Source organism: Hyphomonas sp. TMED31 (assembly GCF_002172815.1).
GTDB lineage: Bacteria > Pseudomonadota > Alphaproteobacteria > Caulobacterales > Hyphomonadaceae > Hyphomonas > Hyphomonas atlantica.
The window spans coordinates 1-12,247 of the sequence record NZ_NHCK01000070.1 but is presented as its reverse complement, the minus strand read 5'-3'; the positions used below and the strand labels follow the sequence as shown (position 1 = coordinate 12,247).

12 protein-coding genes are annotated in these 12,247 nt (G+C 59.5%); 5 read left to right on the top strand and 7 right to left on the bottom strand.

Features of this window, described 5'->3' with window-relative positions:
* Positions 1-424: methylmalonyl-CoA mutase family protein (locus CBB91_RS10735; protein WP_273014038.1), on the bottom strand; the 424-nt coding region annotated here is incomplete at its 3' end.
* Positions 425-549: 125 nt separating this feature from the next.
* Here CBB91_RS10735 and CBB91_RS10730 point away from each other — a divergent pair.
* Together CBB91_RS10730 and CBB91_RS10725 are read left to right on the top strand one after the other, a co-directional pair.
* Positions 550-1,065 carry a hypothetical protein gene (locus tag CBB91_RS10730; RefSeq protein WP_273012583.1) on the top strand — a complete coding sequence of 172 codons (516 nt, stop codon included), beginning with the start codon at positions 550-552 and terminating at the stop codon, positions 1,063-1,065.
* A gap of 119 nt (positions 1,066-1,184) precedes the next feature.
* Positions 1,185-1,487, top strand: a complete 303-nt coding sequence (locus CBB91_RS10725; protein WP_051602507.1) for a SemiSWEET transporter — start codon at positions 1,185-1,187, stop codon at positions 1,485-1,487.
* Here the strand turns inward: CBB91_RS10725 and CBB91_RS10720 are convergent.
* Positions 1,433-2,311: an aminotransferase class IV gene (locus tag CBB91_RS10720; protein ID WP_241764144.1), complete on the bottom strand. Its 879-nt coding sequence runs from the start codon at positions 2,309-2,311 to the stop codon at positions 1,433-1,435. The genes CBB91_RS10725 and CBB91_RS10720 overlap by 55 nt on opposite strands.
* Before the next feature lie 167 nt (positions 2,312-2,478).
* Here CBB91_RS10720 and ccrA point away from each other — a divergent pair, with 167 nt between their 5' ends.
* Positions 2,479-3,735, top strand: a complete 1,257-nt coding sequence (ccrA, locus tag CBB91_RS10715; RefSeq protein ID WP_035549350.1) for a crotonyl-CoA carboxylase/reductase — start codon at positions 2,479-2,481, stop codon at positions 3,733-3,735.
* Positions 3,736-3,810: 75 nt separating this feature from the next.
* On the opposite strand, the gene CBB91_RS10710 is transcribed toward ccrA, so the two are convergent.
* Positions 3,811-4,542 carry a glycosyltransferase family 2 protein gene (locus CBB91_RS10710; RefSeq protein ID WP_035549191.1) on the bottom strand — a complete coding sequence of 244 codons (732 nt, stop codon included), beginning with the start codon at positions 4,540-4,542 and terminating at the stop codon, positions 3,811-3,813.
* A 166-nt stretch (positions 4,543-4,708) separates the two neighbouring features.
* Between CBB91_RS10710 and CBB91_RS10705 the strand changes: the two genes are divergently transcribed.
* The gene (locus tag CBB91_RS10705; protein ID WP_273014036.1) at positions 4,709-6,763 is read left to right on the top strand and encodes a glycosyltransferase family 39 protein; all 2,055 of its coding nucleotides are present in this window, start codon (positions 4,709-4,711) and stop codon (positions 6,761-6,763) included.
* A 3-nt stretch (positions 6,764-6,766) separates the two neighbouring features.
* Here CBB91_RS10705 and CBB91_RS10700 read toward each other — a convergent pair whose 3' ends face one another.
* From CBB91_RS10700 to CBB91_RS10690, 3 genes are all read right to left on the bottom strand, one after another.
* Entirely contained in the window at positions 6,767-9,004 is a 2,238-nt protein-coding gene (locus tag CBB91_RS10700) for a TonB-dependent receptor (RefSeq protein ID WP_273014035.1), read from the bottom strand.
* A gap of 108 nt (positions 9,005-9,112) precedes the next feature.
* A complete protein-coding gene (locus CBB91_RS10695; protein ID WP_035549182.1) occupies positions 9,113-9,685 on the bottom strand; it encodes an ActR/PrrA/RegA family redox response regulator transcription factor in 573 nt (190 codons plus the stop codon).
* A gap of 47 nt (positions 9,686-9,732) precedes the next feature.
* Complete coding sequence (locus tag CBB91_RS10690; protein ID WP_273014034.1) at positions 9,733-11,103, bottom strand: ActS/PrrB/RegB family redox-sensitive histidine kinase; 1,371 nt, start codon at positions 11,101-11,103, stop codon at positions 9,733-9,735.
* A 62-nt stretch (positions 11,104-11,165) separates the two neighbouring features.
* Here CBB91_RS10690 and CBB91_RS10685 point away from each other — a divergent pair, with 62 nt between their 5' ends.
* Positions 11,166-11,807: an SCO family protein gene (locus tag CBB91_RS10685; protein WP_273014033.1), complete on the top strand. Its 642-nt coding sequence runs from the start codon at positions 11,166-11,168 to the stop codon at positions 11,805-11,807.
* 39 nt (positions 11,808-11,846) lie between these two features.
* Here the strand turns inward: CBB91_RS10685 and CBB91_RS10680 are convergent, their stop codons facing one another.
* Positions 11,847-12,233 carry a hypothetical protein gene (locus tag CBB91_RS10680; protein ID WP_273014037.1) on the bottom strand — a complete coding sequence of 129 codons (387 nt, stop codon included), beginning with the start codon at positions 12,231-12,233 and terminating at the stop codon, positions 11,847-11,849.
* Positions 12,234-12,247 lie beyond the last annotated feature (14 nt).

The window sequence follows — 12,247 nt, the reverse complement described above, 5'->3', positions numbered from 1 at the left end:
GGAACACATAGGTTCCGCGGGAGAGATACTCCTTAACAATGTCGTTCTGGGTCGTTCCGCGCAGCTTCTTGCGATCATCTCCGCGTTCATCTGCCAGTGCGACGTAAAGCGCCAGCATCCAGGCCGCCGGCGCATTGATCGTCATGGAGGTGTTCATCTCTTCCAGCGGCAACTGATCGAAGAGCAGGCGCATATCGCCAAGATGCTTCACGGGCACGCCGACCTTGCCGACTTCGCCCTTTGAAAGGATGTGGTCGGCGTCATAGGCGGTCTGTGTGGGCAGGTCGAAGGCGATCGACAGGCCTGTCTGGCCCTTGGCGAGATTGCCGCGATAGAGCTCGTTGGATTTCGTCGCCGTGGAATGGCCCGCATAGGTCCGAAAGATCCACGGGCGGTCCGGCGTGTGCTGGTATGCTTTATCCATGTCTGCCACGGAATTCTCCCCTTATTATGTTGCGCCGCAACATGCCGTGTGAAACGACACAAGGCAAGCGTGCATGCTTGCGTCAGGATGTCAGAGCAACCAGATGGAGGCGAGAGGAGAAATACGTGAACCAGCCGACCAGTCTGATCCAGTCCGCCTTGCTTCTGCGGATAATCGCTATCCTCATCTTTCCGCTTGGCGTGGTCGTCGCGGCGCTTCTGGAGCGCAGCGTGCTGATGGTGGCGGCGTTGGCGGCCGGAATGCTTCTGGCCAGCTGGGTTGAGCGTTTCCGGTTGCATCGACTGACTGGCCATGAAGGGTATCCCGCAGTGACGGGACTGCTGCCAGGGTTCGCCGTGCGTGCGGGTTTGCTGGCAGGATTGTTCATTGTCTGCCTCGGCGTGTTTGCGTTGTTTCGAGAGACGTCCCTGGCGCGCGGATATGGCGCGGTGGATGTCGGGCTATTCTGCGCGACAACGGGCATCGCCCTGCTGGCAAATACTTTCAGTGCGCGCATCGCAACACAGGAAGTGTCGGCAGTGATGAGCCAGATGAATACAGGCTTTTCCAACAGCGCAAGTTCCGGAGCAGGGGAAGGCAACGGAGAAATCATCGAAGGCGAGATCATCGACAAGGAATAGCCATCTTCCTGTGTGAAATCCGTTAGCGCAAACATCCCCATATTTGCTACGGCTTTCTGGACATTTCGCGGCTACCTGAAATCAGGTATAGCGCCCCTGCGTACACGGAGTTTCCGGCGATGACTGACATGATCGGCCTTGTGGCCGCTGCCCTCACCACGCTTTCATTCCTGCCACAGGCCCTGATGGTCATCCGGACCGGCCGGACGGACGGCATTTCCCTGATCATGTACACGATGTTCACGGCGGGCGTGACGGGCTGGTTGGTCTACGGCTTCCTGCTCAACTCAATGCCGATTATCATCGCCAACTTGGTTACAATCCTTCTGGCGAGTGTGATTTTGGGCCTGAAAGTGCGCCACACGCTTCAGGCGAGGGCCCAGGCGGCCACCTTGGAGACGTCTGCGCCCAGCGCTTCATAATATAGCCGCTGTACAAGACGGGTTACCGGGCCGGGCTTGCCGTCGCCGACAGGGCGGTCTTCCAACTGGACCACAGGCGCAATCATCGCACCGGCCGAGGTGGTGAAGATCTCCCGCGCAGCATAGGCTTCATCGGGAGTGAAGGCGCGTTCTTCCACGGTGAGGCCTCGATCTCTCAGGCGGGCAATAACATGTGCGCGCGTAATGCCGGGCAAAATGTCGCTGGACAGGTTGCGGGTGATGATCTGGTCGTCCTCGGTCACGATCCACGAATTGGCTGAGGCGGCTTCGGTAACGTATCCATCTTCCACCATGAACGCGGTTTGCGCGCCCGCTTCACGCGCGGATCTATAGGCGAGGGCCTGAGACAATAACTGGGTTGTCTTGATGTCGCGCCGCCGCCAACGAATATCGTTCAGGAAGATCGCGCGAATTCCATGCTCCGCAACCGGACCGATCAAGGGGCGATGATCGGCGAAAAGAAGTACGGTCGGTGTGAAGACATCCGGCCCGGCAAAGTCGCGTCCGTCATATGCACCGGCTGTGACCTGCAAATAGATCAGACCTTCCTGCAAACCGTTCCTGTGCAGGAGCTGTACATGCAGGTCTTCCCAGTCAGCGGCGCTGTGCGGGTTCGGGATGGCGATGGCGTCCAGCGTGTTACGGAGCCGTGAAACGTGGCCCTCGAAATCGACCAATCGTCCGCCATAGACTGCAGTTACTTCATAGGCGGCATGAGCAAAAAGGAATCCTCGATCCAGTGGGGAAATCCGCGCATCCTGCCGCTGGGTAAATGCGCCGTTCAGATATACGATGTCGCCCATTGGCATGAATGCAACGCCCCCTTGCTGATTTTTGTGCAGCGCAACAAAATTCTTGCATGCGTCACACTCAGCGGCCAAGGTGGCGGGAACCGGATGTTTTGTGAAGACATGAAAAATGTGCGCCAATGCGTTCCGGAAGTGTAATCAAGGAGGAGGGCCCCCCTGCCATGGCAAGGGAGACAAAAGACATTTACGAACTCGGTGAGATCCCGCCGGAGTTCCATGTACCGAAAATGATGCATGCCTGGGCAATTCGCCGGGAGCGCCACGGTCGACCGTCAACGGCGATGCAGCTTGAGCAAGTGCCTGTGCCGGAGATCGATTCCGACGAGGTGTTGGTGCTCGTCATGGCAGCTGGCGTGAATTATAACGGCATCTGGGCCGGGCTGGGCGAGCCGATTTCGCCATTCGATATTCACAAGCAGGATTATCACATCGCAGGCTCAGACGCCGCGGGGATTGTCTGGGCGGTCGGCCGCAAGGTGACTCGCGTGAAGCCGGGCGATGAAGTTGTCATCCACTGTAACCAGGACGATGGCGATGATGAGGAGTGCAATGGCGGCGACCCGATGTTCTCGCCGAGCCAGCGCATCTGGGGTTATGAGACTCCGGACGGTTCTTTTGCGCAATTCTGCCGCGTTCAGGCGCGTCAGTGCATGCCGCGTCCGAAACATCTGACCTGGGAGGAGAGCGCCTGCTACACGCTGACACTCGCAACGGCCTACCGGATGCTGTTCGGACACCGCCCGCATATTTTGAAGCCCGGTGAGCACGCCCTGATCTGGGGCGCATCCGGCGGACTTGGCAGTTTTGGGGTTCAGCTTTGTGCTGTCACCGGTGCGCACGCGATTGGCGTCGTTTCGTCAGATGACAAGTTCGACCACGTCATGTCGCTTGGCGCGAAAGGCGTGTTGAATCGGAAAGACTTCAATTGCTGGGGCCAATTGCCCACGGTGAACGGCCCGGAATTCAGCGACTACATGAAGGAAAGCCGCAAATTCGGCAAAGCGATCTGGGAAATCACCGGCAAGCAGGATGTCGACATCGTGTTCGAACATCCGGGCGAGTCCACGTTCCCCGTGTCGGTTTTTGTCGTCAAGCGTGGCGGCATGGTTGTGATCTGTGCCGGCACGACAGGCTTTAACCTGACTATGGATGCGCGCTTCCTCTGGATGCGCCAGAAGCGGGTGCAGGGCAGCCACTTTGCAAACCTGAAACAGGCTTCGGCCGCCAACAAGCTGGTCATTGATCGCCGGATTGATCCCGGCATGTCGGAGGTCTTCCCTTGGGCAGACATTCCGGCAGCGCATGAGAAGATGCTGGATAACAAGCACCTTCCGGGCAACATGGCCGTGCTGGTCACCTCGCCGAAGCCGGGCCTGCGCACGGTCGAAGACGTGCTCGCTGTCAGCGGACAGGCCTGACCCTTCCGACCCAAATTGGAAAACCCCCGTCGGCGATGGCCGGCGGGGGTTTTTCCTTGCCCTGAAAACGCCAGGCTAAAGCTCGTCCATGCCGCCCGGATTGCGACGGCGGCGGATCAGCCACATGACGCCGCGAAGATCAGACAGGGCATCAGCCAGTCGGCCAAAATTGGTGTAATTCGACTTGCCGGAGCCACGCTCGCGGTGGTTCACATCGCGATATTCTACATCGAACCCCTCCGCCCGCATCAGGGCAGGGACGTAGCGATGGATGTGATCGAAATAGGGAAGCTGCAGGAACGCGTCGCGATAAATCGCCTTCACGCCGCAGCCCGCATCATCGCAATCATCTTTTAGCATACGCTTGCGGATCCTGTTGGCAAATGTGCTGCCGAAGCGTTTCCACGCGGTGTCCTTGCGCTTGGTGCGGCGCCCCATCACCATTTTCAGGGATTCCGGTGCGTCAGCGCGTGTCAGCTGGCGGTAGAGATCTGGCAGGTCGGCCGGGTCGTTCTGACCGTCGCCATCAAGTGTGCCGACCACTGGTGCGCGGGCGGCGAGGATACCGGACCGTATAGCGCGGCTCTGGCCAGCATTCTTGCGGTGGCTGATGACGCGCAGCATTGGAAAACGCGCCTTCAGGTCCACGAGACGTGCACGTGTATCGTCGCTGGATGCATCATCCACAAACACCATCTCGAAGGCGCGGCCATCCAGCGCGCGATGAATCTCGGTGACCAGGGGTTCGACATTGCCGGATTCATTGTGAACCGGAACGACAATGGAAAATTCGAGTGACTGGGCCATGGCTGGCACCTTTCAGCAGGGGAATCGCGCACGCGCGCGAGGCAGGTTTCGCACGCTCATACAAAGCGATTTGACGCAAGGCGAGCCCTATGGCGCATCTATCGCTTACTGAAACTCAGCGCAAAACAATGAAGACGCGCCGGGATGAACACGGTAAACGGCATTTATGACTTTGCTTGATCGACTGTCGACCGGCTGGAAGCCGTGGGTTGTCCTGTTCATCCTGACCTTCGGGGCAGCCGCGCCGGGCGTGTTCAACCTGCCCGCGCTGGACAGGGATGAAAGCCGGTTTGCGCAGGCCTCCAAGGAGATGCTGGAAGAGAAGGACTACATCCGCATCCAGTATCAGGACGAGCTTCGCAACAAGAAGCCGGCTGGTATTCACTGGCTGCAGGCGGCATCGACGGCTGTCTTCACCGGCTCGGAGGCAAAAGAGATCTGGACATATCGCGTGCCCAGTTGGCTCGGCGCAGCGTTCGGCACACTTGCCTGTTTCTGGACCGGGCTGGTCCTGGTCGGTCGCAGGGCAAGCTTTGTCGGTTCGGCCCTGTTTGGGGCGACCCTGCTGCTGACTTCGGAAGCACACATTTCGAAAACCGATGGCGTTCTGGTTTTTCTGACGACGCTCAGCATTGGCGCATTGGCGCGCCTCTATATGCGCCGAGACCAGTCCAAGAAGATGGCGCTACTGTTCTGGGCCTGCATGGGCACAAGCTTCCTGATCAAGGGGCCAGTTACGCCTATGGTGGCGGCCTATGCCGGCATGGGCGCCTGGGTCTGGGCCAAGGCGACAGATGGGAAGGGCGGCGACTGGTGGCGCGTTCTGACATGGTGGCCGGGGCCCGCGATCTTCGTGGCGATGGTGCTGCCCTGGTTCCTGTGGATTCAGGCGGCGACCGACGGGCAATACATCAAGGGCGCGGTTGGCAAGGATCTGAAAGACAAGTTCACTGGCGCGTCCGAAGGGCACGGCGGTTGGCCTTTTTATCATTTGACGCACATTCCGGCCTGGTTCTTCCCGGCCACCTTGTTCTTCGTTCCGGGGCTCGTGGCGGCGTGGAAACGGCTAAAGCCCAGCCGTCCGCGCGGGCAAGCCTGGTTGAAGCATGTTGTGCTTGTCAGCGGTGCGATCTTCGTCGGACTGCTTGCCTTGAATTATGTGTTGCCCTTCATGCCGCGCCCGCAAGGCGATGGGATGATCGCAAGCGCCTTGAACTCAGTTGCATCATTGAAACCGCTTCCGGCTTGGCCTGCGCTATTCATTGGCGTGTTCTGGTGGCTGTCGGGCCGTGACACATGGATGGCGCGGTGGCCTGTGGGCGAGGAGGTGATTCCTGACGAGACGCGTGCCATGCGCTTGCTCGTCGCCTGGGCTCTGCTGACATACGCCTTTTTNGAGCTGATGCCGACGCTGCTCAGCCACTACATTCTGCCAGCTTACCCGGCGTTTGGGCTCATGGCGGGCTATGCCTCGACACGCATGATGGAAGGTGAGTTCCTGCCGGTCACGCGGTGGGTGTCCATTGCACTGTTCGCTCTCGGTGCCATCCTGTTGCTGGCGGTCTCCTTTCCCGGGGTCACGACCTATTTCATGGCAGAGACGGCAGGCGACTTTTCGACGGCGCTGCCCAAGGATGTGTTGGAGACTTGGACGGACTATCGGGAATTCCCGCTCTGGTTCTGGTGGATCGGCTTTGCGCTGTGCGGCGTCGCGATTATCGAGTTCAGCCGCNGGCATGAGTGCAATGCGGCCATGTTTGCCATCTATGCCGCCGTGGCGATTGGCTGGCATGTTCGCATTTTCATGTTGCCAACCCAGATTTGGGTGCAGCCGACAGAGACGGCGCGTCTTGCCTTGGAGGATGTGTGCGGTGTGCCGGGTGAGGCATGTGCGTGGGAAGCGCCACAGCGTATTCTGGCGCTCGGCTATGCAGAACCGTCCTATGTGCTCACGCTGGGCACACAGAATCTGCATCCGCCAGAGACGCCGCTCGACCTGCCTGAGGATCTTTCAGCCTATCCGGTGGTCTATCTGGTCAATCTGGAAGACCGCAAGGCCGAGCCGCCCATTCAGGATGAACTCACGCATCTCCGGTCACAGGCAGAGCAGATGTCGCTTTGCGTGACCGAGACCGAATCCTATTACGCNCTGAACTATTCCAACGGTGATCCAGTCAACTTCCGCGCNTTGAGGTTTGATGCGGGCGGCTGTCCGGACTGATGGCTAGAATTCGTATCCGATCCGCAGGCCATAGGTGCGCGGGTCAGACCGGAACGTGTCATAGCCGATGAAGCCATACCCGGACACGGCATAGTCTTCATCTGTCAGGTTCCGACCCCAGGCTGTGAGCGTGACGCCCGTGTCTCTGAGGGTGAAGCTTGCTTCGGCTTGCAGGGTTGTGAAGCCTTCCTGCATGCGGCTCTCCAAGCCTTCCGGATCAAGATAATAGTCACCGCGATATTTGGCATGAATGGAAATGCGTCCATCAATCGTGTCCGTGGCCGCAAATTCATACTGGCCACCGAACGTGGCTGACACGTCAGGTGCAAAGGGAAGGGGGTTGCCGTCAAACGTGTCTGCATTGCCGCCAATGTCGGATTCCTGATCAATTTCGGTTTCGAGCAGGGTGAGTGCGCCTTGCAGGGCCAATTGCTCTGTGGCCTGCCAATTGAAATCAGCCTCCATCCCATAGGAAATCGCCTTGTCCAGATTGGAGAGGGAGTTGGAGGTGATGCTGGAGCCGTCCGGCAACACAAAGTTCACGAAGATGCGGGCCTGCGGGTCAGAATAGTCCTGTGCAAAGGCGGCGACCGCATAGGTCAGTCGGTCTGTCTTCCCCTTATATCCGATCTCATAGGCCGTCACGGTTTCCGCATCGAACAGGCCTTCATCCGCGAAATGGGTCACATTGTTCTGGACTTCGCCATTGAAGCCGCCCGACTTGTAGCTGTTGGAGACGGACGCATAGGCCGTTCCATGTTCCATCGCATAGGATAGGGCGGCGTGGCCTGAGAGATATGTCTCTTCAATTTCATTCGACCCTGCAGCTAGGCCGAGCCCGCCCACATTGTTGTAGCCAATGGTGCCATCTTCAAAAATATGCCGCCCACTGCCTTGTCCCTCGATTTCCTCACGCGTAATGCGCGCGCCCAGCGTCGCGGTCAGGCTGTCGGAGAGGTCGAACTCATTGTGCGTGAACGCCGCAAGGGTGGAGCGATCCTGACGGATGTCTGTCACGAGCGTCATGGCAGCGGTATCAGACACGGGGGTGGGGCCAGCGCGGCTCGCTGCGCCAACATAGGGGCAGGTTCCCAACAGGGTGTCGGCGTCGAGTTCGCCGCACCAGATTGTGTAGGTCTGGCTGAAGTTCTCAATTGATCCCGACACACCAATCATGGTGCTGCCGCCATCCCAATCCGTGTGCAGTCGGATTTCCTGCGAATATTGGCGGAAGTCTCGGAGGTAGGCGAGGTTGGCGTTGAAGTTCGGATTGCCAAACAGTGCGACCGCGCCGTCGAAATCAAATCCGTATTCCTGATTATAGCCCTCAAACGCCGTCAGGGATGTGAGTGCCCAGCGCCCAATATCGCGCGCGTATTCGGCTGAGATGCCGTAGAATTCGTTGTCCGTATCCTGAATGCCGTCGCTGCCAACCGCGATTTCATGATCGTCCAGATCAAGGGTGTCATTACGCGGGGCGGCGTTGACGCCATTATCCTCTTCATAATGCGTGCGCAGCAAAAGTGATCCATCCGCGACGCTGTCCCAATTGAGGCCTAGCCGTACGCCGAACTCGTCACGCTCACCACCTGCGGCCTCTGGCCCTGCAACATTGTCCAAAGCTGCATCACGGGACAGGTAGCGCCCGGCGAGNCGATAGCTGAACCCGGAATCGAAAGAGTCGCCATATGCGCCATCCAGGTCCATGCGGTTCAGATTGCCATAGCCAAGACGGACATATCTGCGCTGGTCATTGNCCGGCCGGGCCGTGATGAAATTGATCGCCCCACCGGAGGCGTTGCGTCCGTACAGCGTGCCTTGCGGGCCCTTCAGCACTTCAATTCGGTCCAGATCGTAAAGCATCAATCCGGTCTGCACGTTCGTCGCAAGATAAACGCCATCGGAATAAACAGCTGCCGCTGTTGGGGTGAGTGCCTGATGGTCGACCGCGCCAACGCCACGTATCTGAAAGGCCACTTGCGTGCCATTGGCCACGGCGGCTTCGACACCCGTCAGCAGGTCGGTCACGTCTTCCGCGCTGACATAGGCATCAGCCAGTGAAAGGTCGCCACTATCGATTACACTGACAGACATGGGGATGTCTGAAAGCGGCGCTGCGCTCGGCGTGGCAGTCGTGACGATTGTGTCCAGCCTTTGCGCCGTGTCACCGGTTTGGGCGGCGGCGGGCAGGGCAAGCGAGGCAAGAATGAGCGGGGCGACGCAGCGCGAATTCTGTTTCATGCGNGGCAGTTACCAACCCGCTGGAATGCGACGCAACTTCATTTAGCTGATAGCTGAGCTGCACGAGCGAAACCGACGTATTCTGGCAACACTGCTGCAGNTTCAGGTTTACCGGGGGGCCCGTTTTGCGAGGATACGCTGCAGTGTGCGCCGGTGCATGTTTAGGCGACGTGCCGTTTCGGAAACATTGTGATTACACAATTCGTACACGCGCTGAATGTGTTCCCAACGTACACGGTCCGCAGACATCGGATTTTCCGGCGGGGCAGGTTTTTCGTCTGGNGAAGCCGTGAGCGCACGGATGATATCGTCAACATCGGCTGGCTTCGACAGGTAATCGACGGCTCCGGCCTTCACAGCGGCGACTGCTGTCGCAATTGCGCCATATCCGGTGAGGATCACTGCGCGCGCGTCAGGACGGTGTTTTTGCAGGACTTCCACCACATCAAGACCGCTGCCATCTTCCAGGCGCAGATCCAGAACCGCGAAAGCGGGCGGGTTAAGACGGGCAATATCCTTGCCTTCAGAGACCGAAGATACCGCAGAGACCACAAAACCGCGCTGAGCCAGGGCACGGGCCATACGTTGCACGAAGGGGCCATCATCATCCATGACGAGACAGGAGCGGTCCTCAACATCCTTGAGGCTCTCGTGCAGATTTACGTTAACTGGCCGATCCATGATCTTATCCTTGGTGTAATATTGGCCATATAGGTCTGAACCGTCACTTAATCCAAGTCAGGCGCCTGCAAAAGAGTCAGTGGCCACAGGGTCTGGACCACAGCGCCGCGTTTCGGCGGCGTCCGGTTTCGCGTCGCAATGCGGCCACCTGTGCGCTCAATCAGCGTCTTGGCGATGAAGAATCCAAGCCCCATGTCACCCCCGCCCAGATGCGCCTCGCCGCGTTGAGAGACATAGGGCTCGCCCAGTTTCGGCAGCACTTCGGCGGCAAAGCCGGGGCCGTCATCGCTGATTGTGACCATGATCTGGTCTGCAGTCCAAGTCGCCACGACGTTCACGCGCGTATCGGCGAAACTCACCGCATTTTCGATGAAGGCACCCAGCGCGTGCAAAACTTCCGGNCTGCGTTTCAGGGTCGGCGCACGTGGTGTGCCATCTTCAGCAGGTTCCGCCCGGACGGTCAGATCCACGCCCAACCCCTTGAATGGCGCAGCGGCCTCGGCCACCAGCGCATCCAGCGGGATTCGCGCATGCACGATGTCGGTNGCTTCGCGCGCTTCACGGATCGTNGCGAGGATCGCGCGGCACCGGTCGGCCTGTTCGGCAATCAGGATAATGTCCTCGGCGCGCGGATCCTCGGGGTCGAGATCCGCCTGCAATTCCTTCGCGACGAGATGGATCGTGGCAAGCGGGGTTCCCAACTCATGTGTGGTCATTGCAGACATTGCACCGAGCGCGGACAGGCGTTGCTCGCGCGCCATGACGACCCCCGCTGCATCGAGCGCGCGCACGAGCCGGGCCTCATCCTGACTGACCCGCGCCGCTGACAAGGCAAAGAAGACCACACCGACAGCAAGGGCTGCGAACTGGCCAAGCTGGAACAGAGGCGGCAGCGCAATCGAAGAGTTCGCCACACCCCAGGGCAGGGGCATGTGAATAAGCGGCATCAGGGCCGCCAATACCAAGGCAAGCAAAGCGATAAGGGAGGCCCTGAACGAGCTGAGACTGAGCGCAGCAACAGTCACGGGGGCAACCAGAAGCAACAGGAACGGGTTTGACAGTCCACCCGTCGCGGCGATCAGCGCAGCCAATTGTACCGTATCGAATGCCAATTGCAGGGTCGCCTCCCACCCGCGCGTCAGGCGCTGGCTCTGGAAGGCAAAAGACAGGAACACGTTCAACCAGGCCGACGCCGCAATGATCGACAGGCAGAGCGCAAGCGGCATTTCGAAGCCAAGTCCGAACGACACGAACAATACCGCTGCCGTTTGCCCGGCCACGGCCAGCCAGCGCAGCGTGATGAAAGTGCGCAAGCGCGTGCGCCCGAGGGCGGATTGCGCCGAGCCCAACCCTTCTGGGGGAAGGGTGAAGATCGCATCGTCGAGATCTATGTGTCCGTCGCGGGCCAAATCATCCATTAGCGCCTTATGCGGCAGCGTGACGCTTGCGCCAAGCGCCGCTTGCGGCGCATATCCCCCCTATGATGCTCAGATCGATTGCAACGTCATCCGCCCTGCTCGCCACCGCCGTATTGGCCGCCTGCTCTCCCGCCAGCGCGCCGGAGAAAGACTCCGCCGGAGCGGTAAAGTCCGGAGGTGCGCAGGCCAGTTGCCTCAGCCGTGCCTATCCGGAGATTGGCGGGCCGATCTCACTCGTCTCCGATTCCGGGGCGCGCGTGACGGAAGCCGATTTCAAAGGTCGTCCGACGCTGATCTATTTCGGGTTCACCTATTGCCCGGACGTCTGCCCGATGACGCTCGTCAATGTGGAGCGCGCCTATGAGCAGCTGCCCGAAAGTGTTGAGCCGCCGCAGACATTGCTCATTTCGGTGGATCCGGAACGGGACACGCCCGAAGTTCTGGCCAGCTATGTGAAGGCGCCGCGCTTTCCGAAAAACCTCGTCGGCCTGACGGGCACGCCAGAGGAAATTCGCGCGGCCGCGGATGAGTTCCTGTCGGACTTTTCTCGCGTAGAGCAATCTGAAAGCCAGTCCGAATACACAATGGACCATACGTCGCTGCTCTATCTGATGGATGAGAACTGGCAGTTGAAGACCTTCTTCACGCATGAAGACACGGCTGAAACCATCTCGGCCTGTCTCGGAGAGATCCTGCAGGATTAGGATGAAGGGCCCGACTTTTCCAGCCGGGCCCTGAACATCTTAGATGAACAGGCTTGCCGCGAAGAAGGCGAAGAACCCGCCAACCAGAAATGCGACAACGCTGACCCACCAGACGACCCAACTGAGCTGGCGCGCGCGCGTACACGCCCGTGCCTTCACCGGGTCAATTGGACAGGGCAGCGACCTTGCATGCCATTGCCAGGCCCCAGCCAACGCGATCATCAACGCTGCGACGCCGAACACGAGACCCTTGTTCTTGCCGAGCCAGGTGATCTGCGGCACGGCCTCGATCAGGCCTGCCATCACCGCGCCGGCGCCGATGCTGACCAGCAGGGCCGGTAGGGCGCAGCAGATCAGTGTTCCGGTTGAAGTGAACAGCGACAGGAAGGCAGGCAGGGTGCTGGGAGATTTTACGTCTTCGCTCATGCGTCGCCACCACG